This window comes from Paenibacillus phytorum (assembly GCF_013141715.1).
Lineage (GTDB): Bacteria > Bacillota > Bacilli > Paenibacillales > NBRC-103111 > Paenibacillus_E > Paenibacillus_E phytorum.
In genome coordinates, this window is sequence record NZ_WHOA01000127.1 from 66,025 (window position 1) to 90,795 (window position 24,771).

The 24,771-nt window shown below is 43.8% G+C and carries 29 protein-coding genes; 6 read left to right on the forward strand and 23 right to left on the reverse strand.

What is annotated here, in order from left to right; genetic code table 11:
* Positions 1-27 precede the first annotated feature (27 nt).
* Positions 28-1,326: an alpha-glucosidase/alpha-galactosidase gene (locus GC098_RS19885; RefSeq protein WP_171644995.1), complete on the reverse strand. Its 1,299-nt coding sequence runs from the start codon at positions 1,324-1,326 to the stop codon at positions 28-30.
* Between the two features lie 146 nt (positions 1,327-1,472).
* Between GC098_RS19885 and GC098_RS19890 the strand changes: the two genes are divergently transcribed.
* Positions 1,473-2,327, forward strand: coding sequence for a helix-turn-helix domain-containing protein (locus GC098_RS19890; RefSeq protein ID WP_171644996.1), 855 nt, complete (start codon positions 1,473-1,475; stop codon positions 2,325-2,327).
* 73 nt (positions 2,328-2,400) lie between these two features.
* Here GC098_RS19890 and GC098_RS19895 read toward each other — a convergent pair whose 3' ends face one another.
* From GC098_RS19895 to GC098_RS19910, 4 genes are all read right to left on the reverse strand, one after another.
* Positions 2,401-2,817 carry an exosporium protein C gene (locus tag GC098_RS19895; protein ID WP_171644997.1) on the reverse strand — a complete coding sequence of 139 codons (417 nt, stop codon included), beginning with the start codon at positions 2,815-2,817 and terminating at the stop codon, positions 2,401-2,403.
* Positions 2,818-2,887: 70 nt separating this feature from the next.
* Positions 2,888-3,181 carry a Dabb family protein gene (locus GC098_RS19900; RefSeq protein ID WP_171644998.1) on the reverse strand — a complete coding sequence of 98 codons (294 nt, stop codon included), beginning with the start codon at positions 3,179-3,181 and terminating at the stop codon, positions 2,888-2,890.
* A 236-nt stretch (positions 3,182-3,417) separates the two neighbouring features.
* Complete coding sequence (locus tag GC098_RS19905) at positions 3,418-4,098, reverse strand: NAD(P)H-binding protein (RefSeq protein WP_171644999.1); 681 nt, start codon at positions 4,096-4,098, stop codon at positions 3,418-3,420.
* A gap of 14 nt (positions 4,099-4,112) precedes the next feature.
* A complete protein-coding gene (locus tag GC098_RS19910; RefSeq protein WP_171645000.1) occupies positions 4,113-4,910 on the reverse strand; it encodes an RDD family protein in 798 nt (265 codons plus the stop codon).
* A gap of 125 nt (positions 4,911-5,035) precedes the next feature.
* Here GC098_RS19910 and GC098_RS19915 point away from each other — a divergent pair, with 125 nt between their 5' ends.
* Positions 5,036-6,007, forward strand: coding sequence for a stage II sporulation protein M (locus GC098_RS19915; RefSeq protein ID WP_171645001.1), 972 nt, complete (start codon positions 5,036-5,038; stop codon positions 6,005-6,007).
* Here GC098_RS19915 and GC098_RS41245 read toward each other — a convergent pair.
* The 6 genes from GC098_RS41245 to GC098_RS19945 all read right to left on the reverse strand — a co-directional run bounded on the left by GC098_RS41245 (position 6,002) and on the right by GC098_RS19945 (position 12,887).
* Entirely contained in the window at positions 6,002-7,375 is a 1,374-nt protein-coding gene (locus tag GC098_RS41245) for a DUF58 domain-containing protein (RefSeq protein ID WP_171645002.1), read from the reverse strand. The two genes, GC098_RS19915 and GC098_RS41245, sit on opposite strands and share 6 nt — an antisense overlap.
* The gene (locus tag GC098_RS19925) at positions 7,326-8,246 is read right to left on the reverse strand and encodes an AAA family ATPase (protein WP_171645003.1); all 921 of its coding nucleotides are present in this window, start codon (positions 8,244-8,246) and stop codon (positions 7,326-7,328) included. The genes GC098_RS41245 and GC098_RS19925 overlap by 50 nt, the downstream gene beginning before the upstream one ends.
* A 5-nt stretch (positions 8,247-8,251) precedes the next feature.
* Entirely contained in the window at positions 8,252-9,487 is a 1,236-nt protein-coding gene (locus tag GC098_RS19930; RefSeq protein ID WP_171645004.1) for a DUF4350 domain-containing protein, read from the reverse strand.
* Entirely contained in the window at positions 9,471-10,124 is a 654-nt protein-coding gene (locus GC098_RS19935) for a DUF4129 domain-containing protein (protein WP_171645005.1), read from the reverse strand. The genes GC098_RS19930 and GC098_RS19935 overlap by 17 nt, the downstream gene beginning before the upstream one ends.
* On the reverse strand, positions 10,117-11,172 hold the full coding sequence (locus tag GC098_RS19940) for a DUF7847 domain-containing protein (protein ID WP_171645006.1): 1,056 nt from the start codon (positions 11,170-11,172) through the stop codon (positions 10,117-10,119). Before GC098_RS19940 ends, GC098_RS19935 begins: the two co-directional genes overlap by 8 nt.
* 107 nt (positions 11,173-11,279) lie before the next feature.
* The gene (locus tag GC098_RS19945) at positions 11,280-12,887 is read right to left on the reverse strand and encodes a sensor domain-containing diguanylate cyclase (RefSeq protein WP_171645007.1); all 1,608 of its coding nucleotides are present in this window, start codon (positions 12,885-12,887) and stop codon (positions 11,280-11,282) included.
* Positions 12,888-13,090: 203 nt separating this feature from the next.
* On the opposite strand from GC098_RS19945, the gene GC098_RS19950 reads away from it, so the two are divergent.
* Together GC098_RS19950 and GC098_RS19955 are read left to right on the forward strand one after the other, a co-directional pair.
* A complete protein-coding gene (locus GC098_RS19950) occupies positions 13,091-15,238 on the forward strand; it encodes a DNA topoisomerase III (RefSeq protein ID WP_171645008.1) in 2,148 nt (715 codons plus the stop codon).
* A gap of 200 nt (positions 15,239-15,438) precedes the next feature.
* Positions 15,439-16,422, forward strand: a complete 984-nt coding sequence (locus GC098_RS19955) for a DUF3231 family protein (protein WP_171645026.1) — start codon at positions 15,439-15,441, stop codon at positions 16,420-16,422.
* A 132-nt stretch (positions 16,423-16,554) separates the two neighbouring features.
* Here GC098_RS19955 and GC098_RS19960 read toward each other — a convergent pair whose 3' ends face one another.
* The gene (locus GC098_RS19960; protein ID WP_171645009.1) at positions 16,555-17,031 is read right to left on the reverse strand and encodes a ferritin-like domain-containing protein; all 477 of its coding nucleotides are present in this window, start codon (positions 17,029-17,031) and stop codon (positions 16,555-16,557) included.
* A 177-nt stretch (positions 17,032-17,208) separates the two neighbouring features.
* Here GC098_RS19960 and lgt point away from each other — a divergent pair, with 177 nt between their 5' ends.
* Entirely contained in the window at positions 17,209-18,006 is a 798-nt protein-coding gene (gene lgt / locus GC098_RS19965; protein ID WP_171645010.1) for a prolipoprotein diacylglyceryl transferase, read from the forward strand.
* Positions 18,007-18,058: 52 nt separating this feature from the next.
* Here lgt and GC098_RS19970 read toward each other — a convergent pair whose 3' ends face one another.
* The 10 genes from GC098_RS19970 to GC098_RS20015 all read right to left on the reverse strand — a co-directional run bounded on the left by GC098_RS19970 (position 18,059) and on the right by GC098_RS20015 (position 23,474).
* On the reverse strand, positions 18,059-18,430 hold the full coding sequence (locus GC098_RS19970; RefSeq protein ID WP_171645011.1) for a YidH family protein: 372 nt from the start codon (positions 18,428-18,430) through the stop codon (positions 18,059-18,061).
* 46 nt (positions 18,431-18,476) lie between these two features.
* Positions 18,477-18,644: a DUF302 domain-containing protein gene (locus GC098_RS19975; RefSeq protein ID WP_216625345.1), complete on the reverse strand. Its 168-nt coding sequence runs from the start codon at positions 18,642-18,644 to the stop codon at positions 18,477-18,479.
* A 311-nt stretch (positions 18,645-18,955) separates the two neighbouring features.
* Positions 18,956-19,342 carry a rhodanese-like domain-containing protein gene (locus tag GC098_RS19980; protein WP_171645012.1) on the reverse strand — a complete coding sequence of 129 codons (387 nt, stop codon included), beginning with the start codon at positions 19,340-19,342 and terminating at the stop codon, positions 18,956-18,958.
* A gap of 24 nt (positions 19,343-19,366) precedes the next feature.
* On the reverse strand, positions 19,367-19,627 hold the full coding sequence (locus GC098_RS19985) for a metal-sensitive transcriptional regulator (protein WP_171645013.1): 261 nt from the start codon (positions 19,625-19,627) through the stop codon (positions 19,367-19,369).
* Positions 19,628-19,715: 88 nt separating this feature from the next.
* On the reverse strand, positions 19,716-20,198 hold the full coding sequence (locus GC098_RS19990) for a DsrE/DsrF/DrsH-like family protein (RefSeq protein WP_171645014.1): 483 nt from the start codon (positions 20,196-20,198) through the stop codon (positions 19,716-19,718).
* 99 nt (positions 20,199-20,297) lie between these two features.
* Positions 20,298-20,525: a sulfurtransferase TusA family protein gene (locus GC098_RS19995; RefSeq protein WP_171645015.1), complete on the reverse strand. Its 228-nt coding sequence runs from the start codon at positions 20,523-20,525 to the stop codon at positions 20,298-20,300.
* Positions 20,526-20,555: 30 nt separating this feature from the next.
* Positions 20,556-21,128: a sulfurtransferase TusA family protein gene (locus tag GC098_RS20000; RefSeq protein WP_171645016.1), complete on the reverse strand. Its 573-nt coding sequence runs from the start codon at positions 21,126-21,128 to the stop codon at positions 20,556-20,558.
* 37 nt (positions 21,129-21,165) lie between these two features.
* Positions 21,166-21,486 (reverse strand): rhodanese-like domain-containing protein, encoded by a 321-nt coding sequence (locus GC098_RS20005; RefSeq protein ID WP_171645017.1) that lies wholly within the window; start codon positions 21,484-21,486, stop codon positions 21,166-21,168.
* 18 nt (positions 21,487-21,504) lie between these two features.
* Positions 21,505-22,659, reverse strand: a complete 1,155-nt coding sequence (locus GC098_RS20010; RefSeq protein WP_171645018.1) for an MBL fold metallo-hydrolase — start codon at positions 22,657-22,659, stop codon at positions 21,505-21,507.
* A gap of 35 nt (positions 22,660-22,694) precedes the next feature.
* Entirely contained in the window at positions 22,695-23,474 is a 780-nt protein-coding gene (locus tag GC098_RS20015) for a sulfite exporter TauE/SafE family protein (protein WP_171645019.1), read from the reverse strand.
* A 308-nt stretch (positions 23,475-23,782) separates the two neighbouring features.
* On the opposite strand from GC098_RS20015, the gene GC098_RS20020 reads away from it, so the two are divergent.
* The gene (locus tag GC098_RS20020) at positions 23,783-23,977 is read left to right on the forward strand and encodes a YgaP family membrane protein (protein ID WP_171645020.1); all 195 of its coding nucleotides are present in this window, start codon (positions 23,783-23,785) and stop codon (positions 23,975-23,977) included.
* 88 nt (positions 23,978-24,065) lie between these two features.
* Here GC098_RS20020 and GC098_RS20025 read toward each other — a convergent pair whose 3' ends face one another.
* Positions 24,066-24,332 carry a DUF2512 family protein gene (locus GC098_RS20025; RefSeq protein WP_281367095.1) on the reverse strand — a complete coding sequence of 89 codons (267 nt, stop codon included), beginning with the start codon at positions 24,330-24,332 and terminating at the stop codon, positions 24,066-24,068.
* Positions 24,333-24,771: the final 439 nt, after the last annotated feature.

A 24,771-nucleotide genomic window follows, 5' to 3' on the forward strand; every position in this document is an offset into this window, starting at 1 on the left:
CACGACCTTCTTTTTCATATGAACATTTTAGTGATATTCAGGCAGCCATTTGCCGTGTGCTTCAATTAACTCATCACACATCGCAACGATATCGTCCATCGACAGCTCTGCTGATGTATGTGGATCCAGCATAGCCGCGTGATAAATATGCTCGCGTTTACGTGTGATTGCAGCTTCAATCGTCAGCAGCTGCGTATTGATATTCGTACGGTTAAGCGCCGCTAGCTGTGGAGGCAGATCGCCCACGTAGGTAGGCGTAACTCCGTTACGGTCCACTAAACAAGGAACTTCTACGCATGCTTCGCGCGGCAAGTTCGTAATTAAGCCCGTATTCATCACGTTACCGCCGATTTTGAACGGAACATCTGTCTCAATCGCTTCGAAAATGTATGAAGCGTACTCGTGTGAACGCACATGCGTCAAATTCGCATCATTCACCAAATCCTCGCGCATTTTTTTCCACTTGCTAATTTGCTCGATACAGCGGCGTGGATACTCGTCGAGCGGAATATTAAAGCGGTCAACCAGCTCTGGATAATTACGTTTGATGAAATACGGATGGTACTCAGCGTTATGCTCGGACGACTCCGTGATATAATGACCGAATTTCAGCATCATTTCATAACGAACCATATCCCAATGCTTCTCTTTTTGCTTTTCCGCAGCCCGCTTCTTAATCTCTGGATAGAGGTCAACGCCATCCTTGGTTACTTCCAGAAGCCACGCCATATGGTTGATACCGGCGATTTTGGCTTTAACGCCTTCCTTTTCCAAGCCCAGACTTTTGAAAAGCTCAGGAATACACGCTTGTACACTGTGACATAAGCCAACTGTACGAACACCGCCATACGTGTTCATAACATTAGTTAATACCGCCATCGGATTCGTATAGTTGAGGAACAGGGCATCCGGACATACCTCGCGAATATCCGCTGCGAAATCCAGCATCACAGGGATCGTACGCAGATTTCGGAAAATACCTCCGATACCGACTGTGTCCGCAATCGTTTGACGCAAGCCGTACTTTTTAGGGATTTCAAAATCCGTTATTGTACATGGATCATAGCCACCTACTTGGATAGCGTTCACCACATATTTAGACCCGCTCAGAGCTTCTTTACGGTCCGTATATACTTTTATAACTGATGTACTTCCGCTAGTTTTTTTGATGTTATTCAGCATGTTAGCTGAATCCTGCAGACGTTCGTGATCAATATCAAAGAGAGCGATTTCAAAGCCTTGCAGCGCAGGTGTGTGCAAACAATCACCAAGTACATTTTTCGCAAAAACCGTACTTCCGGCACCTAGAAAAGTAATCTTGGACATGTGTGAATCTCCTCCAATGTGTGTTCTTGTTTCTTATCTTCACTATAGCGCAGGACAGCTCCCAAATACATGGATTGAATGAACTCCTATATGGACATTTGTAGTTTATTCATGTACCCTAGAAACAAAAACAAAAAGAGGCCTTTATGAATCAGGATCATTCCTATTTCACCGTTCATATCAATCCGGTCCATAGTACCAATGAATTATCTGTACTTTTCAGTGGAGAAGGCAAGCCTATTCCTTTACATAAAATGGGACCGGCTGTGCATGATTATTACCTTATCCATACCGTCCATTCGGGAGAAGGCACGTTCGAGATGCATAACCGCTCTTACCGATGCTCCGCAGGAGACACCTTCGTTATTTATCCCGGAGAGTTATTCAGCTATATTGCAGACAGCCAGCATCCCTGGCACTATACGTGGGTAGCCTTTTCAGGCCGCGCAGCAGGAAACTTGCTTTCGCAAATCGGCGTTTCCCCCCATCAGGCCGTCATTTCGGGGAGTAACCCCCGCTCCATACGTCATTATTACCGCCATATTCGCTCTAGTTTCCAGCATTCTGACACTCCTGTACTTGAGGATATGGAATCCGCTGCTTGGCTTCGCCTCTTGATCCGAGAGCTCGGGCGCATGAATAGCCACCAGATTGCCTTTACGCCAACAACCGAAACCGATATCGAGCGTCAGGTCGGACAAGCCATCCGATTTTTAGAATTACAATACACACAGACAGTATCCATCGAGGAACTCGCACACACACTAGGCTATCACCGTACGTATTTATGTAAAATGTTCAAACAATCTACGGGCTTAGCCCCTATGCAGTATCTATTAAAAGTTCGCATGGAACGGGCCAAACAGCTGCTAGAGACGTCCATGACCATTGACCAAGTGGCTGCTTCTGTCGGATTCAACGATGCCCTCTATTTTTCCAAACAATTTCGCAAATGGAGTGGATCAGCTCCTTCGGTTTATCGCAAAGAACAGAAAGCCTAATGAAAAAAAGCCTCCAATTAAAAAAGAAAGCCTCCAACCCCTCAGTTTTTGTCTGGGGCCGGAGGCTTCTTTATTAGAGGGCGTTAATAACTAAAGCGCTCAAAGTAATAGGACCAATAACAACAGCTGTTAAACCTGCGGTCAAAGACTCAATAGATAACGTATAGCCATGAGATCCTGCTGGTGAGTTCACATCGATTGCTTGAATTGTCGGAACATAGTATTTTTCAAAACTAGATTCAACACCGTGTCGTGCATAGTAAATGACTTGACCATCGCGGAAAATACGGAACAATATACTTCCTGTACCTGCATCTCCTCTTACTCCAATTGTTGCTTTCAATTCTACAACTTGAGGATATGTGGCTGGAACATCCACTCTGACTTCCGCAAGTCCTACTCCTGCCGGCGTTAATGGGACAGGAATTTGAACACCATCAGTAACAGGAGTAACCGTAAGACCAAAGTAACTTTCGATTTGATTTGCCATGCTGCATAGAAATTATCCGCATAAAAAAACTGCTGACAAGGACGAATCCTTATCAGCAGTTTTTCGTATATTAAATTTCAATATCAACAATCAAACTATCTTCTCTACCTACTTCTCTAATATATGCAGCAACCGCTTGGTGCTCCGGATTTGGACCGTATGCCTCAAGTGCTGCTCTATCCTCAAAACGCACAGATAAAACAATCTGATAACCTTTGTTCTTCTCTGACAAGTTAATGCCCGCTTGAATATCTACGATGCCAGTTAAATGTTTTTTTAAAGCTTTGAATCTATCAACGACTTCTTGGAGCTGCTCCTGCGTCGTTGTTTCACCGAATTTTACAAGTACAATATGATCGATCATGAAATAAAACCTACTTTCTCCAAAATGTCTTTGTACGTTAATGATTAACGTTCGAATAAGATCGGAAACCGTGCTTATTCGGGAGCCCCCGAACAAATAGGCGCGGAAAGCGCGCTTTCAGCGAGAGCTAGGCGAGCCGAAGACCGTACCGCGCTTCCGTGCTGATTAAGCGCGGAAATCGAGATTAACGTCTCTAATCATATCAGGAAGGCGTTCACACGTCGATATGGTGCCTTTTACTTCGAAGCAAGCTCAGCAATCTGAGCTGACAGCAGCACATGTGTGCCGATCTGGCCTGACTTTGCGGATTTAATTAATCCCGTGGCGATCGTTTTCGCATGGATGGGCCGATAAGTCCGAAGTCCACCGATCATTAGTGGAGAAATGGCTCGCGACACCACACTTCCGATTTTCTCACCCCATCGAAACTCATCTCGATCACCTAGAATAAGTGAAGGACGAAGCATGTAGAGCGCACGGAGCTTAAGCTCCTGAAAGCCTTCCTCCACCTCTCCCTTAACCTGATTGTAAAAAATCGAGGATTTTCGGTTCGCTCCCATCGCCGTTACTATGGCAAATGCATCTGCCTTACCCTTACTGGCTAATTGCCCCAATTTAATAGGGTAGGCCAAGTCTACTTTCCGAAATTGCTCTTGGGATCCTGCCTTCTTAATCGTCGTACCTAGTGTGCAAAATACATGAGCATGTTCCATGTCAGACTGTTCAATAACTACCTCTAAATTGTTAAAATCGGTTACGATTTGAACCAATTTCTCATTTCCGCGGAGATGACTAATTTGCATATTTTTACGAACCAGTGCAATCACTTTCGTGTATGCCTGATCTTCTAAAAGCAGCTTGATCAGCTCACTGCCAACTAATCCGGTACCACCTGCTACAATGGCCGTCATTCCCATATGAGCCCTCCTAATTAAACTTCCCAATCGTCTCTCAGCTTCTCATAAAGCTGGGCTAAATATGCAGCAGGATCCAGTGTAAACCCAAGGTCATGGCCTAATTTCGCAGCAAAATGTTGAGCAATTGGTACAGCTAACTCCTGCAATCTTACATGATGCATCGTCGGTATTCGCTCGACCCAGGCTTGTAAAAGCTGCCAGTCTACCGCAGTAATCTCTTGTCTTTTGGCTTCCTCTATCTCCACAGTAAGGATGGGGTAATTCTTTTTGGAGATTGCCTTGTCGATATGTTTTCGACGTTTCATTCGCTCAAAACGAGCTTCAATCACAACAATGGTTCCGGCTACCATATCACCGATGCGCTTATCTTTTGAACTAAAGATGATACTGACTGCACCAATGAAGTAGAAAGTTGGCATTATATCCAGCAAACGAAACAAGTTACGAATCAAGATCGATAATAAGGTTGCAGACTGTCCGTTATTTTGGAGCACGCGAAGTCCTAGGATTCTTTTCCCTGGCGTTTGCCCTCCCATGAAGGCTTCTGTACAGACGAAATAGCCTAAGTTCACTGCAATCCAAAGAATGATGGCAATCGCAATCAAATAATCAGCAAGGGCAGGCAGCCAATCACCCGAATACAGCCTGCTTATCAAAATAGCGAATAAGAATAAAAGGCCATTCATCACAAGCAAAATCAAACAATCAAGTAGATGCGCTATCGCCCTGCTGCCAATCCCTGCGGTTTGAAATTGCAATTGCACCTGCTCAGGTGTAATGATGGTTAGTTCTTTATCCAGAGACTCGTTCATAGCATCTCCTTATGATTTCAAAATTATGGTAACGAATGTCATTGATATGCTAAAATGAACAAGCAAAACTCAGAGCTTATGCTTACGATGCCAGTTTTCTACGAAAACTCTTAGGAGGTCCCCCCATGAATATCTCGCGCTTTATTCGAGAACATAAATCGCAATGGACAGAGCTTGAGCAGCTGCTGATTCAGCTTAGTAAACGGAAGAGCAGTTTACAGGCCAGCCATGTGAATCGATTCACTGAACTTTACAAAGTCGCATCCGCTCATCTTGCTACCTTACAAACTCACATGCCTACGGATGAAACAACCTTATATTTGAATCATCTCGTATCCCAAGCTCATAATGCGATGTATAAAGAAAATAACAAAAGCAGTAAACAAATGAAGGAGTTTTTCCTTCACTACTTTCCATCGCTAATACGCGTGAGAAGCCTATTTGTGGGCTTTGCCCTTTTATTATTTTTGCTTGGTGGACTGCTCGGCTTCCTGTCCGTATGGAACGATCCGTTGAATCTATCCATGATCATGCCTGGGGCGATGGCCGATAGTATTGACCCTTCCAAAACTGCCGATCCACGCGGGGACCTGCATTCCCCACTCGTATCCACAGCCATCATGACGAACAACATTCGGGTCGCCGTTCTCGCCTTCATAAGCGGTGTAACGCTTGGGATCGGAACCATCTATTTAATGATAAGCAACGGCCTTATTGTAGGAGCATTAGCTGCCGTCTTCATGCAATCTGGGAAAAGCTACGTATTCTGGGCCTACATATTGCCGCATGGCATTATTGAGCTTACCGCTATTTTCATCGCAGGCGGCGCCGGCTTATATATGGGCTATCGATTTTTCGTTCCAGGACCCTATCCGCGCAAGCTGCGCTTTCTGGAGTCGGCCAAGGAATCCGCCCAGCTCTTGATCGGCACAATTCCTTTATTCATCATCGCAGGGATTATTGAAGGTTACATTACACCGTCCACGATGTCGCTTGAGGTTAAATATCTCATAGCCGGAGTGACTTTATTGTTACTCGCACTCTATTACGGATATGGCATTAGTAAATCATCTAAACAAAAACAATTAACGCTATAAACGATCTCGTGATTTCAAATCCAAATACGCATTAACAGCGCTAAGCGTCAGCTGGTCGGCAGGGACATCCATCACGGGGATGCCTCGGCCGGCCATTTTAGTTACATAGGCGTAACGGTCCGTAGTAAATTGGTGGGCAATACTTTGCCGATATGCCTGGCGGCTATCCTCAGCGCGAATACGTACCCATTGATGAAGAAGCGGATCCTGCAAGGACAAGAGCAGCACATGGTGACTTCTGCGCAATCGCTGCACATAAGGCAGCATCTCTTGATCATACAGATAACTTTCCATATCGGAAAATAGCACGACAAGCGAGCGTTTTTTCAGAAAACGCAGCACATGAGAGAAGGCGATCTGTGTGTTCGACTCCACGAAATCCGTACGCAGATCATAAACGGCCCTCGTTAACTCCTGAAGATGGGATAGCCCTTTTCCAGCTGGCACGTACACTTTCACTTGGCTTGCGTAAGCAATTAACGCTACTTGATCCCCTTGTTTAAGAGCTACGGCAGCAAGTGTTAATGCAGCTTCCAGTGTCCGATCAAGCTTCACTTGTCCCTCAAGCTCGATTGCCATTTGCCGACCACAGTCCAGTACTAGGGTCACAATCTTCCATTTTTCCGGTTGAAAAAGATTCGTCATCAGCTTCGTCGTTCGAGCAGACGCTTTCCAATTGATATGCCTCATATCGTCGCCTTGCACATAATCACGGATATAATGAAACTCCGAGCCGCTGCGCTGCTTTTTGAATAGTCGCTGTCCTTCTAAAATTAATGCATCCTGTACAGCGCCTAATACACCTCGTACCTGTGATAAATCAGGATATATTTCAATCCTATCTACTTGTTTCAACCGCACTTGCTTCTTCCAAATCCCCATGCCTCCGAAGTAGCGCAAGTATACGTATTCGAAGACGTATTCCCCTCTTTCGAGAGCCATCGTTGTATAAAAGAAAGAGGCTGTGGTTCCTCGGAACGCACTGCTCATATGTTTACGGAGCATACTGAATGTTTGGGGCAAATGATCCATTAATTCAACGTGAACAGACCACTGTTCCTCGGATTCAAGCTCAAGACCCACCTCAAAGCTGCTTCTGACATCCATCTGCTCCGGAAGTTTGCGCCGGACTCCCCAACTGCTGCGTTTAGGAAGCAGTAAAAGATCAACGCCACTCAGCACGCAGAGCAGCGCATTCCAGCTCCAGAATACAGGTAGGGCGGCATCAAATATAGAGGCTATTAAGGTGACTACAGCACCTACGATTACGAGTCCAATGAATCGGTTCGTTGGCAGGATAAAATCCTGTAGCAGGAATTTATCGAGGAACCGGAATAGAGCCGAGCGTCTCTTGGATGATGTGGTCACTTGTTCCGCCCTCCAATTCCGCTTGCGGTGTTAATAGCAGTCTGTGCCGCAGTGCAGGTCGCGCTACAAGCTTAATATCATCAGGCGTCACATACGTTCTTCCATCCAGTAATGCCCAAGCTTTACTTGCCATCAGTACGGCAATTCCTGCTCGGGGACTGGCTCCCAGCTGTACGCGTTTGGACTCGCGGGTTTTGCGAATAATTGTTGCAATATAGTTGTATAAGGATTCCTCCACGACAACATCGGAAAGCCGGCGCTGCAGCTCTGTTATACGTTCTGGGGTCAGTATGGCCTCGAGTGACTCCTCTTGATGCTGCCCGAACGATACATGACGGCGAAGTATTTCAACCTCTGCTTCTTCTCCAGGATAATCAAGCACCAGCTTGAACAAGAAGCGATCGAGCTGTGCTTCCGGAAGCGGATAGGTACCTTCGTACTCGACAGGATTTTGGGTGGCTACGACAAAGAACGGATTAGGCAGCTTGTACGTGTTTCCCTGAATCGTTACTTGGCGCTCTTCCATTGCTTCTAGCAGAGCCGCTTGTGTCTTTGGTCCGGAACGGTTAATTTCATCAGCCAATAGAACATTCGTGAAAATAGGACCTTTAATCGTAGTAAATGAATGATCCTGCATATGATATATGACGCTGCCCGTAATATCTCCGGGCATCAAGTCTGGCGTAAATTGAATACGGCGATAGTCGCCGCCTGATAATTCCGCAAGGGTGCGCGCCATCTTGGTCTTTCCGAGACCCGGCACACCTTCCAGCAGTACATGACCGCCTGCCAATAGGGCGGTGACGAGCAGCCTTATGTTCAGCTTTTGGCCGAACAAGCGCTGCTCCATCGATTGGATTAATTCATTCATTGCGCTCACTCCTTCTCCAAGTAGGCGATCATCTCGCCCATCTCCCGCGTTCGCTGCACGAACGCTTGGGTGCTCACGCCCCGCTGCTTCGCAGCGCGGGGCCCTTCCGAGCCGCCGCTAGCAGGCGGCTCCTCCAGCAGGCGCGCGAGCTGCGCCGCCTGCGCCTCAGACATGCGGCCGCGCGCAGCTTCCGCGGCCTGCAAAGCACTTGCGCTGGGGCTAAGCCCCCAGCGCTGATGCAGCAGCTGCCGCAGGAACAGCTGCTGGTGCGCAAGCGCCTCGTGCTGGTAGCCGAGGCGCTCGTACCAAGCGGCGACGGCGTGTACGCCCTCGTCGCCGCGGCGAACCGTCCACGCCCGCGGCGTGTGGACGGGGCCAAAGCGCTTGCCGCGCAGCCAGAGCCACAGCAGCAGCGCGAGACCAAGCTGCACGCTCGCGAGCACGAGCCACGCGGGGTAGACGGCGAGCAGTCCGGGCTTCGTCCCGAAGCCGTGATGGGTCTCATCGACCCACACGGCGTCCCAGGACTTCGCGAACAGCGGCCAGACCAGTTCAAAATGGGACTCCTGATCAATCGTCCCATTCTGCATCCAGTTCGGGGTCAGCACCACGGTGATGCTGCCCGAACCTTCTTCTATACGGCTGGCGAGCACGCCGTGTTCATCTTCGAACAGCACCCGCCCGTTTCCACCGGGCTTAATCCGGTATGGTGTATCCACCCGCCCCGTCAGCAGTCCCTCAGCTGATGTATAGTCCGGCGAGACCCTAATCGTCGAGACAGATGCACTTTCTTTTGTACTATTCGTACTATCCTTCGTACTGTTTTTCGTACTGTTTTTCGTACTGTCTTTCGTACTGTCCTTCCCAATCTCCCCCGCCAACTCAGTCCCCCAAAGCTTCCACCCCTCGGGATTCCGATCAAACAGAACAACATCGTTACCCTTCCTAACCCAGTCCAGAAGCTCATCGCGATCGGCCTTGGTCACACCAGACGGCTGTAAGGCAACCAATAGCATCGCTTCACCATTAGGTAGATTTTTCCAGTTGAGACGCCATTCCTTTATAGCCTTCTGCTTCGTACTCAGCAGCTCTTTCCAAGCTTTCGTGCCGTCTATATCCGCCGAGAAAGACAAATAGGGAGGTTGGTCAGGGAGCTTTGGTTTCACTAGCCAGTAGCCTAATGCGAGAAAAAGCAGGATGCTGAGTGCTAGTCCCACATGCAGCCTATTCAGCCCTCTCATGTGCAAAGCCCTCCTCCCTGCCGATTACACGGGCAACCTGTTCGTACATGGAAGTGAACTGTTCCTCTGTTACAACTTCCTTGCCATACCATATACGCTCAAATAAAAGCGAGCTATCATGGAACAAAGGGACTAGGGAAGAAGCTGAACTTTCCAGCTCCTCCGCATACTCCCAGTTTGTCTTCCATTTTTCCACACGGATCATCCGTTTAGCTTCCATAAAGAACAGAAGCGACAGAAAGACAGTGCGTACACCTTCTCGTAAGTACCCAGTTCCCCTCAGCTCCGCTGCTTGCTGCCAATAGAAGCGATAAGAACGGCTTATTTCTCCTACAGGCAAGTAAGCGTCAGAGCGGATCCTCTTTTGCCAAATCATTTGTTTCAAGAACCAATAAATCGCGAATGCAGCAAGACCAAGTAGTAGAACGACAACACCAATGGTCAGCCAGTCCGTTACCGAATCAGAAACTTGAAAATCTGGCAGCAAGCTCCGTATTTTACGAAAAAGCGGCTTCAACCATGCCCAGAACGAGTCGCTCTCTTTGACCTCATAAGCCGTGTATTCGCTTTGATTTAAGATTTGTTTTAATTTTTCTTTATCCTCTTGCAAAGAAGTCGCTAAAGCTGCATTAATCATTCTTTTTATCCAAGTCTATCGGACGAAGATCTTCAAAAGTATCAAACGGCTCCAGTTCTTCCTCTGGCTCAGTTGGAGAAGTTTGTATGGTGCTTTCAATCAACGATTCAAGTCCCAGACCCTCATTACGAACCTTGAGATCGAAGTAGCTAACCGCATAAGGCAGAAACCATAGGGACATGACCAATATTGAAATTAAACTTTGTAATAATTGAGCCCCTAGTCCTAAACCCAAGACTGCAGCAATAATCAATTGAATGACGAATAGGAAAAGATATAAAATGAGCGTAAGTACGAAGTACATCAAAAATAGACGCCAGAAGCTTTTGCGGGTCAATTTCCAACTGCGGCCTAGTCCAACAGACTCTTCACCCATTGCAACAAAAGGCAAATAATAGCACCAGCGAATGAAAAAATAGGAAAATGTGAAGATGGCTCCAAGACCAAGGATGATGAAGAAGACAATCGTTAGTGCCACCGCACCTCCACCAAAACCTCCTACCGAACTGGATAAGTTTCCACCTATCGCAAAGACGAAAGCAAAAATGACAATAATAATAGCGAGACCTATGTATATTCCGAACATGATAAGAGCATCCAAAAACGTACTTCCTGCTAATGGCCAAAATCGACGGAACGATTTGCGCAATAGCTCCCCAACTCCCGGTGTTTCTTCGCCAAAGAGGCTTGCTTTAACCAGATGTAAGACAGAAGCTATCGAAGCTGGCATAAGACCAAGAATCATGATTGGAACAAGTACCAGCACAAAGAGAAGTGTTTTCCCTATATCTTTCGGCGTCTGATTTTTTTGCATGAAAGAACCGGATCCAAACATATCCTGCATGGATGCTCCACTGCGAATCTGCTCAAGAATGGATGATGACGTACTTGCCGTCTCTTGATAGGTAAGCAAATGCTGGAGCAAGTAAAATGGACCATACAAGATCAGCATGATAATTGTCAATGTCACAAAATGCTTACGGTACAACTGGAAACTGCGATCTAATATTCTTCCAATTCCCATTGGTCTTAATGATGCGTTTTGCATGGTAAACCCCCTAAATGTTGGTAATTCAAATACTCTCTGACTATTATACACCAAACCCTCCAATTTCTGACCATCAAATTCTACACAAAAAAACTAGACCAATACCATCATCGATCTAGTTCTACTCTGTTTCGTCCACCGGATTTCGCGCGATAGAGGGCATGGTCTGCTCTAGAAACCATATCTTCAAGCACCATCGTACCAAACTCCAGTGTAGGAGAATATTCTGCTATGCCTATGCTCGCTGTTAGTCGTACGGTAACCTGCTCATCCGAGTATGGTTCTTCCATGATTTGTCTTCTCAGATCCTCTGCCAAGCTTACACTTTCTTGTGCATTTTTACGAAGGGCAAGTAGGATAAACTCTTCGCCTCCATAGCGTGCAACAATCGTATCTGTTCCCGAAAGGCGATGTAGTATAGAAGCAACGTGTTGAAGGACACGATCACCCACCAAATGCCCATAGGTATCATTGATTTTCTTAAAATGGTCAATATCGAACATCATAACGGAGCTCATTTGCCCAGCAGCAATACAGGCTTGAAGCTGTTTATTTCCTTCTTGCATCATATAACGGCGATTATGAATCTCAGTCAGTTGATCCACCAAAGCGGAATGCTCCAATAGAGAAATATTCTTCTTGAGCTTATCAGACATTATGTTGAATGTATTGACCAACTGCCGCAATTCAATCGGAGCCATTCTAATTTCATCCGCATCAATCTGATAATCATAATTCCCATTCTGGATAATTTTGGTACCGCGAAGCAAGTATCGAATCGGTCTCTCAATTCTAGATGCAATCGTAACGGCAGCACCGATACTGAGAATAAGTGCAATAAGTGAAATGATAATAATCGCTACACTTAATTGATTTAATTTCTGAAATACTTCTCTCTGCGTGATCTCACCTACGACAACCCAGTTTTTTCCCGTAGACCATTTATACTGACCATATACCCTTTCACCGCGAAATCCGATGTAGGAATCATTCGAAGTACTCCCTGTCTTGGCTCTTTGCATAATTTCAGTTTTCATCGGGACATTGACGAATTCTTCACTTTTGCTTGTATCATTTGAGGCTGTGACAATATTCCCGTCTGAATCCAACACATAGACTTCCCCAGTTTCACCAAAACTTAGCTGCTTCATTAAACTATTCAGCATTTCCAGTGTTACTATTCCTAGCACAGCACCTTTGAAATCATTATGGTCGCCAAGCACGGGGGCAGAGAACGTTATGACGGGTTTTCCTGAATCTTTGGATATGATAACGCCGGAGATAAAGCTTTTCTTCTCAAGCGCTTGTTTAAAATACTGCCTATCACCAACATAATACGAAATAGCTGGATCTGCATCCGAACGAATAAACCCGTCTTTTTCCACGTAAGTTATCGACAAGAATTCAGAATTCACACGTGAATAATCTTGAAATTCTCGTTTTAAATCGCCTATACGATGAAATTTAGCATGATCCGAAATGGCGAAGCGTTTAATCGCATCCATTTTTTCCTGATTCCATCTTTCAATATATAAACTTTGCAAGGTGATTACTTGCTTTAACTGATCTTCTGCTTCATCTAAATGATCTTTCTTCTCTATATAATAAAAGGGGACAATGATTGAAAAGGCTAATGTCACAATGACAACAACGATCCATAATTGAAACCTCATTTTTATCGTTTGATTAGTAAAATAAGAAAACATGGGTCTCATTAAGATATTGGCTCCTCTTCATCCCTTATTTCCTCATTATACCCTTATATTAGGACAAGAACAGACATTTTTCTCCTTTTTTTTCAACATAAAAAAGCTCTCATCCGAATAGATTTGAGCTTCAGTTTCGAGCTGCAGCGCATTGAAAAGCGTGCTTTTTTCGCTTATGCTAATTTGTAAGCAGAAATGAGGTCATTTTCCCTATGAAAATTCTTGTACTCACCGAAAAACCAAGCGTCGCCAAAGAAATTGCCCGTGTCCTTGGATGCAACCAAAAGCAAAAACACCATCATGAAGGTGCCAAATATGTCGTCACTTGGGCACTTGGACATCTCGTTACCCTTGCCGAGCCCGATGATTACGATCCCAAGTACAAAACCTGGAACTTGGAAGATCTCCCTATCATTCCTGAGCGCATGAAGCTTAAGGTGATGAAGGAAACATCGCAGCAGTACCGTGCGATCGAACAGCTCAGCCGTCGGGGTGACCTTGCAGAGCTGGTCATTGCGACGGACGCGGGGCGCGAAGGCGAGCTCGTCGCGCGCTGGATTATGGAGCTGATCCGCTGGAAGAAGCCGTTCAAACGGCTTTGGATCTCGTCGCAGACGGATCAGGCGATTCGCGAAGGCTTCGCGCAGCTGAAGCCGGGCACGGACTACAACCGGCTGTATCAAGCAGCCGTTTGCCGTTCTGAGGCCGATTGGCTGATCGGCCTGAATGTGACCCGCGCGCTGACCAGCAAGTTCGGCGCGTCCTTGTCTGCTGGGCGTGTGCAGACGCCCACGCTGGCTATGATGACGGGCCGCGAGGCGGAAATCCGGGATTTCCGGTCCGTCGACTATTGGTTGATCGAAGCCGATCTGGGCTCTTTCCGCGCGGTGTGGCGAGACCCCAAAACAGGCGATACGCGCATTTTTGACCGCGAGCGCGCAGATGCCTTAAAAGCGAAGCTGCAGGGCCAGAACGGCAAAATCCTGCACGTGCAAAAAACCGAGAAGCAGATTCCGCATCCGCTTGCTTATGACCTAACCGAATTGCAACGCGATGCTAACCGCAAATTTGGTTTTTCAGCTAAGCAGACGTCGAATGTGCTGCAAAGATTGTATGAGCAGTACAAGTTGGTCACCTATCCGCGTACCGATTCACGTTACTTGACCTCGGACATGGTGCCGACCCTGCTCGGCAGGCTCAAGGGCGCAGCCATTGGCCCCTACGCAGCACTAGCGGCTCCTTTTATACGCAAACCGTTAACGATTACGAAACGCATTGTCGACGATACCAAGGTAAGCGACCACCATGCGATTATTCCAACAGGTGAAGCCATTTCGCTCGCCACCTTAAGCGCTGACGAACGCCGTCTCTATGATCTCATTTTGCGGAGATTCCTGGCCTTATTCTGCGGTCCTTGCCGGTATGATGAAACCAAGCTGACTGTGGAAATAGCTGGAGAGAAGCTGTTTGCATCGGGTAAAGTGGTTAAACAAGCCGGTTGGAAAGACGTCTACGGAGCCACTGATTTCACTGATCCTGATCGGGAAGAAACCGAGTCTGATGAAGACTCTGCTCAGTTGCTCCCCCAAGCTGCCGAAAAAGACGCCGTAACCGTCCGTAACGCCCGTCAATTAAGCCGCCAGACGAAACCGCCTGCTAGGTACAATGAGGCCTCCCTGCTTTCTCAAATGGAAAAATGGGGCCTCGGTACACCTGCAACACGCGCTGACATTATTGAGAAGCTTGTGTCTTCCGACACCATTGAACGTCAAAGCTCCTCGCTCATTCCGACTGGCAAAGGGACTCAGCTCATAGAGCTCGCTTCGGAGGAACTGCGTTCTCCTGAGCTTACAGCACGCTGGGAGCTTGAGCTTGAGCGCATTTCCAAAGGCAAAGGAAGCATGGAGCAATTCCTAAGCGGCATTCGCAAAAAAGCAGCCGAGCTGGTCGATGAGGTCAAGAAAAGCTCTGCAGCCTATAAACCGCATAATTTAACGGGCAGCAAATGCCCAGATTGCGGGGAGTTTCTTCAAGAGGTAAAGGGGAAACGAGGCCGTTATCTCGTTTGTTCCAGCCGCGAATGTTCCTATAAGCGCGAAGCTGACGGACAACTGACCAACCACCGCTGCCCGCAGTGTCACAAGAAAATGGAGATCCACACCGGCAAATCCGGCAAGTATTTTCAATGCCGTCCATGCAACGTCGTGGAGAAAATAGACAATGAATCCACCGGCGGCGGCCGTCGCGCCTCTGCCAAAGTGAACCGTCAGCTGATCGAGAAGTTTTCCGATCAAACCCAGCTGGGCAGCTCGCTCGCTGACAAATTGATGGCTGCGCTGCAGCAAAAGAAAGACGAATAGCGTACGTGAAAACTAGTGAGGTATCTACCTTGAAGATAGTTACACGTATCCATGAGGACTTCCGCCAATAGGGGGAGGTCCTTTTTATTCTGAGTTGTTCTTTACGGAACGACAATATGTATAAATCATATAAATGAACACATATTATCTTCATTACGAAAATTTGAAGCGAAAAACATAAATACGGAGGATATCCTTTGATGCTAGAAAAATCTAAAATGAGTGCACCGGAACTCGGTGCATTATGGACAACTTACCAAAAAAAAACAATGATTCTTCGCATATTGGAGCACTTTATATCGCAATCGGAAGATCAAAAGGCCAAGGATTTAATGTCTGGATTGTGGGAAAAACTTCATCCAAAGGTCATCGAAATAACAACGATGTTAGAAAATGATGGGGCAGCGTCCCCAATCGGGTTTAGTAAGGAAGATGTTACTCTGGATGCACCAAAATTGTATGAGAACGGCTTTGATATTATGTTCTGTCGGATACTAAAAGAAATAAGTATGGGTATGTATGTACTCCACATGACAATATCGTATCGCGAAGACATCGTAATGCTTTATAAGCAACTTACTGATATAACGCAGTCCTATTATAATCAATTTACACAATACCTTCTCGAAAAAGATCTTCTTCCTCGCCCGAATTATACGAACATGCCGAAATCAGTTAGTTATATAACAGATAAAGCATACATGAAAGGAACTAATCTTTTTGGACATAAGAGATCAATAAATACTGTAGAGTTCGGGTTGCTGTATCATTCCATTGAAGCAAATATTTCTGGTATGCAATTGTTGAGAGGTTTTGCCCAATGTGCCAAAGATGAAGAAGTGAAAAAATATTTTACAAAAGGGCAAGAACTTTCAAAAGAAATTTTAAAAGAAACCACTGAAATCCTTCTTCAGAATAATATTCAACCACCTTCCACACCGGGAGGTACAGTTACAAATTCGACAAATGCGCCTTTTTCCGAAAAGTTGATGATGTATTGTACATACCTTTTGGGTGGGTTTAGTCTTGGAGCTCAGGGCTTTAATGCTGCTTTTGTTTTACGTAATGATATGATAGCGAAAACAGGGGTATTCGCTAAAGATGTTTTTGAATATACAATGGAAGGCGCCAAACTTATGATGTCCAAAGGATGGTTAGAGGAACCACCGGAAATGGATCTTTGATTTTATACGAAGCTCGAGAGAAGTTGATAAACCGAGTCTTTATTGCAGGACACATAAAATACCCCAGTGCGCCATTATTAAAGCTCCTGGGGTATTTATTTTGCAATGAGAGGCATCGAAGGCCACTATCTTTTATCTATTGTTTTTCGCGTAAAGCCAGTTATAGTAACTAGCATGCTTAATCTCATCGGTCATGATTTCAAAGATCATATTGCGGTATACTGGTCGAATGTTCAAATATAAGGTACGATACTTTTCAAACGCCTTTAATTCACCGAATAAGGCATTCTCAATACCGCTTAAGTAATCGCTAACATGTTCAATCGGCTCCGTCGCTTCTATTCCGGTAGGTGATGTACCCGTAAGTTGCGTATAAATATTTCGAAACATTTGATTATGTTTTCTCTCGTCATCTCTAATGCCTGTAATAACTTCCTTTTCTTTCTCCGTAGGGGCAAGCCTTATCAACTCTTGATAGAAGAGCTCATCATTTCTTTCTCCAGCAATGGATTGAAGAATTAAATTCAGCACCATATCTTCACTACGTGCGAAATGCCCTAGGTAACCTTGATACGGGACGTAAGTGGGTGCTTGTAAGGTATAATACATGTTTTAACACTTCTCCTTTATGGCGTAATCTACACATTAGAATATTCACCCACCACCATTTCGTTCAAAAATAATTAAGGTTAAATGGAAATAATAAATACCTCTTAATATAATTTAGGACAAGGTTATAAATAGTGTTATAGTTATTGCATACCGTAAAGCAAAGGAGCTATCATAGTGCTTCAATATTTAGGTTTCATAGGTTCATTTCCGATTCGTTCTTACAGCATTTTGTTTGTTCTTGCCATTATATTGGGCTATGGGGTAACTCTTACTTTAGCTAAATTGCAAAAGAAGCATGAGCTCGCAAATCATCTTTCAAATTTATTAATCCCTATGATGATCGGTGCCATTGTTGGTTCAAGATTTTGGCAAGTTTTCTTGTTTGATTGGGGTTATTATTCCCAGCATCCTGAAGAGATTATTGCCATTTGGCATGGCGGCCTTTCTATTCAAGGGGGAATTATCGGAGCCGTGTTGGTGGGGATTTGGTATGTTCGAAAACATAAATTATCTTTTTGGGAATTAGCTGACTTGTGTGCTCCCGGATTAATATTAGGGCAAAGTATTGGACGAGATGCAAATCTGATGAATGGCGATGCCTTCGGAGATCCTACGGGTGGAAACTGGGGGATTCTTTATCCTGAAGGCACTATTGCAAGAGATACATACGGGGATAAGCCTCTTTACCCTGCAGAAGTATGGGAAGGGCAAATGGACATTATTATTTTTGCCCTTGTCATGATTCTTCTTCAGCGAAAAATGAAACGGGGATACTTATTTTTAATCACCAACGCAGTCTATAACGCCGGTCGATTTATGCTAGAGATGCTTAGAGGAGATACCCCAAAATATTTATTTCAATGGACAACCGCACAATGGACTGCTGTAGGTGTTATTTTATTAGGTATCGTTGCTGGCATATATCTTCACTTCAATGGAAAAAAGCGCTCTGAAGCTGATTTAACAAACTAATATTTTAAATAACGAGACTCATGTATGTTGATGGGACTCGTTTTTTTGCTTTTTAAAACAACAATAAGACCAAAACTAAAATCAAAACAAACAAATCAATTAAAGCTAAACTACAAAAAACAGTCCATATCACCAGAGAAGGTGATCTGAAGGTCTGATTATTTATTCCTTCCCTTTTTGCAAAGAAATCTCTGGTTGCCAAGACGAAGATCAATCCACCGAAGATTACAGCGCTAACCCCTACAAACATGGCGATAAGATGTCCCACATGATCATAAGGTGTAGAACGAAAAACGACGCCAGCTGATAAAAAACCAAGTCCAACAATTGTTATCCCTGTTCTAACCCACGCAAGAAATGTTCTTTCATTAGCTAAGTGCTGTTGTATATAGGTTGACTCATTCGATTGATTGTTAGTATTCATAATTGCTGCCTGCTAAAATGATTTGACATAATTATTACATAACAAACTATACACATTTATCTACACAATTAAGCAGTCTCTTCTCGACATTCTCAGCAATACTTTTTAGTTCTTCCCCTCCCACCATCCCGATCAATGCCGTTGGTTTAGGAAGACCAATTTTCGTTTTCCCATCATCTTCATATACCGCGATTTTACACGTGTAGTTGAACATTCGTTTACCCCTTTCATAAACTAAAATATATTTAATTTTATCTGACTTTATATTATATATGTCACTCTTTAATAACTTGACTCAAGAGAAATGCCCCGTCTGCAAGGAGAAACTAACTACATATAAATCAGATATACTGCTATCTCATGTTATTAAATCTTGTCCACAGGATCATTATGAAAAGGAATTCATACCCTCGCTTGAGGGTTATGTAGAACATTACAAAGTAGCAACAAAATAAGTATGTGTAAATCAATCAAACTTATGTAAAACAAAAAATCATTAACCCACGGGGGCTAATGATTTTTTGTTTATTTGGTTAACTTCCCTTTCCAGGACATAATTCCGCCTTGTAAATGAGATAATTCGTTAAAACCGTTCTTTTTTAGAATTCTTGCTGCTTGTTTGCTCCTCATTCCACTCCGACAATATAGATATACTCGATCATTTTTTTGAATTTCGCCAACTCTTTGTTTCATTTGAGATAACGGTATATTGATCGCACCTGGGATGTAGCCCTGCTTTACTTCGCCGGGTTCACGTACATCAATCAGAACATAGTTACGCTTTCCCTTCAATTCTTCCTGAAATTGATCCGGCGATAGATTGTTTAGACCTTTTAAGCTTGCAAACCTAGAATAAATAAACCAGACTAAAAACGCTAACGCCACTATATTAAAAATAGATGTATAATCCATACGCTAACCTCTTTCCTAATCCTCTTAGCGGCTTTTAACTAGCAATTCAAATGCCTGTTTGACCATTTTGCTCGAATCTCTCCCAGCTTCCTTTTCCTCCAGAATACACTGTTCCAAATTGACCGCAACAATGTAGGCAATCGCTTTATCCGCGGCGCTTCTGACAGCAGAAATTTGGCTGACAACATCCTTGCAATCCTGTTCTTCCTCCATCATTTTTAAGACACCGCGGATTTGGCCTTCCACACGCTTTAATCTCTTTTTTACATCATCATCGTATTTCATATTCTGCCATCCTTTCATTATACCTGTATAGGTATATTATTGCTGATGTGACCAACGAAAACAATAAGAAGGCTGGAGAACTGAAAAGTTAAATAAATAGATTTACTTTAGCATCAGCGGCATCACCCAAATATGCGGCAACACCCGCATATTCAATGCCATCCAGCAGCTCTTCCTGCTGTAAACCGAGCAAGTCCATTGTCATCGTACAAGCAACCAGTTTAACACCTTGTTCTTGAGCTAATTCAATTAATTGCGGCAGTGATAAAGCATTATGCTTTTTCATCACATGTTTAATCATTTTTGGACCCATGCCACCGAAATTCATTTTGGAAATTCCAAGCTTTTCAGCTCCGCGTGGCATCATCTTTCCAAACATTTTCTCCAGGAATCCCTTTTTCACCGCGATTTTTTGATCTTTACGAAGCACGTTCAGTCCCCAAAAGGTAAAGAAAATCGTGACTTCGTGATCATAAGCGGCAGCGCCATTAGCGATAATAAATGCGGCAATCGCTTTATCTAGCTCTCCGCTGAAAAGGACAATTGTAGTTTTCTCTTTGTTGTCTCCCATGCTCCCACTTCCTTTTATTATACTTGTACATGTATGGGTATATAAAGATTCAAAAAATGGCAACCATTTTTTAGTTAACTTACATCTTAGTTAGATAAGTCATGATCCTTTTCTTACCGTGAATGTGAAAACCCCATTTTCTTCTTTTGCATTAATGAGTTCGTGTTTCGTTTGACTAACCCATGCCTGGAAATCTTTCATCGACCCTTTATCCGTCGTTTGCAATTCCATGATTTGTCCTGACTCCAAAGAATCGATCCCCTTTTTTGCTTTAACAATCGGCAGTGGACATGCCAATCCTTTAGCGTCAACAATCAAATTTACCATACTAACTCCTCCTTATGTTTTGAAATTCAGCTAATCCTTTTCTACATCATTACCCCATTGCGACATACCGGGAGTTACATTTTTAATACGTTTAAACCCTCGCTCTGTTAGCATTTGGCATGCCATGTCACTCCTGTTTCCAGTACGGCATACAACGTAATACTCATTATTTGGATCAAGTTGCGTCATCTTTTCTTCGAGTTCCCCTAAAGGGAGTGATATTGCCCCTGGAATACGTCCGAAAGCATATTCTACCGGTTCCCTTACATCAAGGATATTGAGTATCTCTCCCGAATCTACTCTAGCCTGTAATTCATCATTGGTTGCGATATGAGGAAATTTCATCTCTGTTTTGGTTCCGGACGCTTCAGCTTTGCGAATGAAATGACGATAAATGCCGTTTTCCTCCTTTAACCCAACGTATTGGTGTCCTGTGCGGCTTGCCCAGCCCTTTAGGTCTGCCATCGAGCCTTTATCCGTCGCACGAACTTCCAATACTTCGCCAGGATTCATCTCATCTATTGCCTTTTTGGTACGAACCACTGGAAGTGGACAAGCAAGTCCTTCACACTCCAGCGTGCGATCTACATGTAATGCTGTCATAGGTTATAGACCTCCATTATTCTTATTTGAATTTGGTTTATTTTCCGTATTCCACTTCGCCAGACCATTGGGACATGCCACCAGACATATTTACAACGTGATATCCCATAGAAGATAAATAATCACAAGCCATTCCGCTTCGATTACCGCTGCGGCACACAATGATCGTTTCTTGTTTTGACTCTATTTCATTAAGCGCCCGAGCGATCTGGCTGAGTGGAATATGTTTGGCGCCGTATATATGTCCGGATTCCCATTCGTCGTGTTCCCGTACATCAAGGATGGTTACATTCTCTTTCTGTTTGATTCGCTCTAGAGCTTCATGTGGCAGCAGTTCTTTATAGGTTTTATTAGACACTTGGTTTCCTCCAAATATTCATTTTGTTTTGTCATCATGAACGGCACAACGGTTTGGTCCAATTTCCATTTCTCGCTGTTCTTCCATTGTCGGACTTATTCTCCCCATGTTCGTTTGGCGTATTTCCTGATAGGCATTCGGTTGTGGCGGCAGATTTTCCGAAACGGTGCGTCTAAATTCGGATTCGTCGTGTATGTTCAGACCAGGATTTTCTTTATACAAATCACCAAGACGTGCGGCTACTTGCCCTTTGTCATCTAATTCGGCAATTGCCCCAAAGTGGGCAGGAAGTACGATTAGATCGTCAGATAGCTGCTTATAACGCTCGTACAATGTCGTTCGGAGGTCAGCGACCCAATCTTCTGCTTTCCCAGCCAAGTCAGGGCGGCCAATTGACTTCACGAATAAAATATCTCCGGATAGCAAATATTGATTATCAATAATAAGTGATGTGCTTCCAATCGTATGGCCGGGAGAATAAATAGGCTGGATGTTGATTTCTGTTTGCCCAACGACAAGATGACTGATTTCTTCAAGTTTTTCATAATGGAACACAACCTCGGTCGCATCCTTTGGCGGAAGCCAATAAGATCCTCCTGTTTTCTCAGCTAATTGCCGGCCGCCTGAAATATGATCGGCATGAAGGTGAGTATCCAGGGTATGTTTGATGAAGGCATGATTTTCTTTGGCAAAATCCTCAAACACCGCGGTAGTCCGAACTGCATCAATAACGGCGGCTTCACCGTTAGAAATCACCATGTAAGACAGACATCCTTTGCCTAACCGTACAAATTGATACAGGGTACCCCCGTCTTTCAAGTCGGCAATTTTCACAGGCTCAAGATGCTCACTCCAGGACTTCATACCGCCAATCAAATAAGAAATATTTTGCTTTCCGTTTTCGAGCAGCTGTTCAGCAACAAACTTAGATGAGCCCTCCTTCGCGCAAACAACCACAACTTCTTGATCATCCGGGATTTGATCAAGAATCTCATCTACGCCATCAAGAAGTTCAAAATATGGCATGTTGAGGATCGAGACATTCTTACCTTCTATTTTCCAATCGTTGAAGTCACTTTCATTCCGAACATCTAAAATAAAAATAGACGTTTGGTTCAAAACCTTCTTTGCTAGCTTTGCAGCATTCATTCCATGTACCTGTTTATCATTCATGTATAGTTCCCTCCGAAGGTAAAAGTCAGTTGATTCTAAAGTAAAATAGAATACCAAATTTTAAAGACAGTTGCCGTTATCAAAGCAGTCAGAATCCATTGAAGAATCTTCGTGTTGATTTTCTTACTGAGCTTAGCTCCAATCGGTGATGCAATTGTACTTGCAACGACAAGCACTATAGATGGAACCATAAGCATATGCCCTCCTAATAGCTTTCCGGTCGTAGCGCCAATGGAGGATATAAAAGTTATAGCTAAGGATGAAGCGATAGCAACCCTCGTTGGGATCTTAAGAACCACTAACATTACCGGCACCGTTATGAAGGCACCCGCCGCGCCTACGATCCCTGATACCATCCCAATGATTAAAGCTAAAATAACAGCTAGTGGTTTATTAAATGTAACTTTGCTTACGTCTTGGACATCTTGTCCTTGCTTAGGTAAAAACATCATAATCGCAGCAATCAGCGCCAAAATGGCATAAACGGAATTGATAGCTGAACTTGGTAACGTGTTGGACACATAGCTCCCTATGAAGCTGCCAACGATAATCGAAGTTCCCATGTATAGCACTATGCTTTTATTTAGAAATCCTCCTTTTCGAAACACGAGCATCCCCATTAAACTTGCGAAGAACACCTGAATTGCACTGATTGCAGATACTTCCTGCGGGGTAAAAGCCGCAAATCCTAATGCTACCGGTATAAATAACAACATCGGATAGTTAATAATGGAACCGCCGATTCCCACCATTCCCGAAATAAATGAGCCCAAAAATCCAATAGTGAAAATAGTTATGATCCATGATAAATCCATAAGGCACTGCCTTTCCTTTTTCATTAAACAATTTAAGTTCACTCAATACCCATGGGGGTATATAAAATTGCAAAAAAAATCTCCTACATCATACCTATCTGGTTCAAGAATTCCTTTTTACACCACCTTTACAATCTTCTTCATTACTAATACCCGTATGGGTATATTGATACTATAATAAAGATTTTCATTTGAGTCAACCCCTGAAATTACAAACTCATTTAAGTGATTATTTGACTTAGAAAGGACAACATATTCAATGTGTGCTGTGAACGTAACAGCATTAACAATACTTAGGAGGTTTTATCATGCAGTGTAACGTTGGGAAAACGGAGCAAGTTATAAGAATTACAATTGGTTCCGCAATTGTTCTTGCTGGGTTATATTACAAAAATTGGTGGGGCTTAATTGGAATAGCACCAATTATTACGGGAACGACTCGTTATTGTCCACTGAATGCTGTTTTGGGAATATCAAATTGTAAAGTTAATAGTGAGTCTTGAAACAAACTGTTAAAAAAGCAGAAGGGAAACTCAGAATCTGAGTTTTCCTTCTGCTTTTTATTTTACAGGACCTAGACACTACTTTAAGTTAGTTATCACTAAAACTATGTCGATCAAGTCTGCCCCTGTCCTTCTGAAAATAGCTATGCATAAAGAACTCTATGATGCCAAAAACCAAAGCAACTATCGCCACATTCATAAAGTTTATGGACCAATCGAAGAAGAATTTCTTTACCAGCCAAAAGAATACAAAGGCCATTCCTACATCTGCTACGGTAGCTATCACATTGCTGGAGACTCTTAAAAACAATTGATCAATTGCAACATAAGACATAAGAAAAAGTATAAGTGGCAAAGAATGCCTCTATAAGTGTGGCTTGCGTTAAATACATCAAAAGAGGGACTATAAAGACTCCATTTAACAGTAACTTCAAAAACAACTTTCCAAGCATTCGCAGCACTGTCTTTTCCTTCTTTCACCAAGAATGTAATCCTGTTTCTTAATATTACCCTTTTGTAATATTAATTGGTAATTTATACATAATATTCATGAATTCGATGATACTAAGGAACATTCGAATTTTGAAAGGGGATTGTTGTGGAACGTTATCAAAAGCAGGAAAAAAAGTTGATTATTCTGTGTTTGGTCATTGCAGTTATCTTACTATTATCAATTTCTCACCATCTGTTTTAGTACATAGATGAAGAAGATTACCGCTGTGATGTGAAGGAGTTGTTGAATTCATGTTTGCTAATGATCCGGTTATTTACAGCCGTGCACTAATGTCTTTGAC

Excerpts from the sequence above, each read along its gene's own strand:
- GC098_RS20000 (WP_171645016.1), bottom strand. The coding sequence starts at position 21,128 with ATGACAGCATTACATGTAGATCGCACGCTGGAGTGTGAAGGACTTGCT.
- GC098_RS19955 (WP_171645026.1), top strand. The coding sequence starts at position 15,439 with ATGCTAGAAAAATCTAAAATGAGTGCACCGGAACTCGGTGCATTATGG.
- GC098_RS19935 (WP_171645005.1), bottom strand. The coding sequence starts at position 10,124 with ATGATTAATGCAGCTTTAGCGACTTCTTTGCAAGAGGATAAAGAAAAA.
- GC098_RS19925 (WP_171645003.1), bottom strand. The coding sequence starts at position 8,246 with ATGAATGAATTAATCCAATCGATGGAGCAGCGCTTGTTCGGCCAAAAG.
- GC098_RS19975 (WP_216625345.1), bottom strand. The coding sequence starts at position 18,644 with ATGTTCAACTACACGTGTAAAATCGCGGTATATGAAGATGATGGGAAA.
- GC098_RS19950 (WP_171645008.1), top strand. The coding sequence starts at position 13,091 with ATGAAAATTCTTGTACTCACCGAAAAACCAAGCGTCGCCAAAGAAATT.
- GC098_RS19995 (WP_171645015.1), bottom strand. The coding sequence starts at position 20,525 with ATGGTAAATTTGATTGTTGACGCTAAAGGATTGGCATGTCCACTGCCG.
- GC098_RS19890 (WP_171644996.1), top strand. The coding sequence starts at position 1,473 with ATGAATCAGGATCATTCCTATTTCACCGTTCATATCAATCCGGTCCAT.
- GC098_RS19960 (WP_171645009.1), bottom strand. The coding sequence starts at position 17,031 with ATGTATTATACCTTACAAGCACCCACTTACGTCCCGTATCAAGGTTAC.
- GC098_RS19945 (WP_171645007.1), bottom strand. The coding sequence starts at position 12,887 with ATGAGACCCATGTTTTCTTATTTTACTAATCAAACGATAAAAATGAGG.
- GC098_RS19985 (WP_171645013.1), bottom strand. The coding sequence starts at position 19,627 with ATGAAATACGATGATGATGTAAAAAAGAGATTAAAGCGTGTGGAAGGC.
- GC098_RS19930 (WP_171645004.1), bottom strand. The coding sequence starts at position 9,487 with ATGAGAGGGCTGAATAGGCTGCATGTGGGACTAGCACTCAGCATCCTG.
- GC098_RS19940 (WP_171645006.1), bottom strand. The coding sequence starts at position 11,172 with ATGCAAAACGCATCATTAAGACCAATGGGAATTGGAAGAATATTAGAT.
- GC098_RS19885 (WP_171644995.1), bottom strand. The coding sequence starts at position 1,326 with ATGTCCAAGATTACTTTTCTAGGTGCCGGAAGTACGGTTTTTGCGAAA.
- GC098_RS19910 (WP_171645000.1), bottom strand. The coding sequence starts at position 4,910 with ATGAACGAGTCTCTGGATAAAGAACTAACCATCATTACACCTGAGCAG.
- GC098_RS19905 (WP_171644999.1), bottom strand. The coding sequence starts at position 4,098 with ATGGGAATGACGGCCATTGTAGCAGGTGGTACCGGATTAGTTGGCAGT.
- GC098_RS20015 (WP_171645019.1), bottom strand. The coding sequence starts at position 23,474 with ATGGATTTATCATGGATCATAACTATTTTCACTATTGGATTTTTGGGC.
- GC098_RS19915 (WP_171645001.1), top strand. The coding sequence starts at position 5,036 with ATGAATATCTCGCGCTTTATTCGAGAACATAAATCGCAATGGACAGAG.
- GC098_RS20010 (WP_171645018.1), bottom strand. The coding sequence starts at position 22,659 with ATGAATGATAAACAGGTACATGGAATGAATGCTGCAAAGCTAGCAAAG.
- GC098_RS20020 (WP_171645020.1), top strand. The coding sequence starts at position 23,783 with ATGCAGTGTAACGTTGGGAAAACGGAGCAAGTTATAAGAATTACAATT.
- GC098_RS19900 (WP_171644998.1), bottom strand. The coding sequence starts at position 3,181 with ATGATCGATCATATTGTACTTGTAAAATTCGGTGAAACAACGACGCAG.
- GC098_RS19980 (WP_171645012.1), bottom strand. The coding sequence starts at position 19,342 with ATGGATTATACATCTATTTTTAATATAGTGGCGTTAGCGTTTTTAGTC.
- GC098_RS19895 (WP_171644997.1), bottom strand. The coding sequence starts at position 2,817 with ATGGCAAATCAAATCGAAAGTTACTTTGGTCTTACGGTTACTCCTGTT.
- GC098_RS19970 (WP_171645011.1), bottom strand. The coding sequence starts at position 18,430 with ATGAATACTAACAATCAATCGAATGAGTCAACCTATATACAACAGCAC.
- GC098_RS19990 (WP_171645014.1), bottom strand. The coding sequence starts at position 20,198 with ATGGGAGACAACAAAGAGAAAACTACAATTGTCCTTTTCAGCGGAGAG.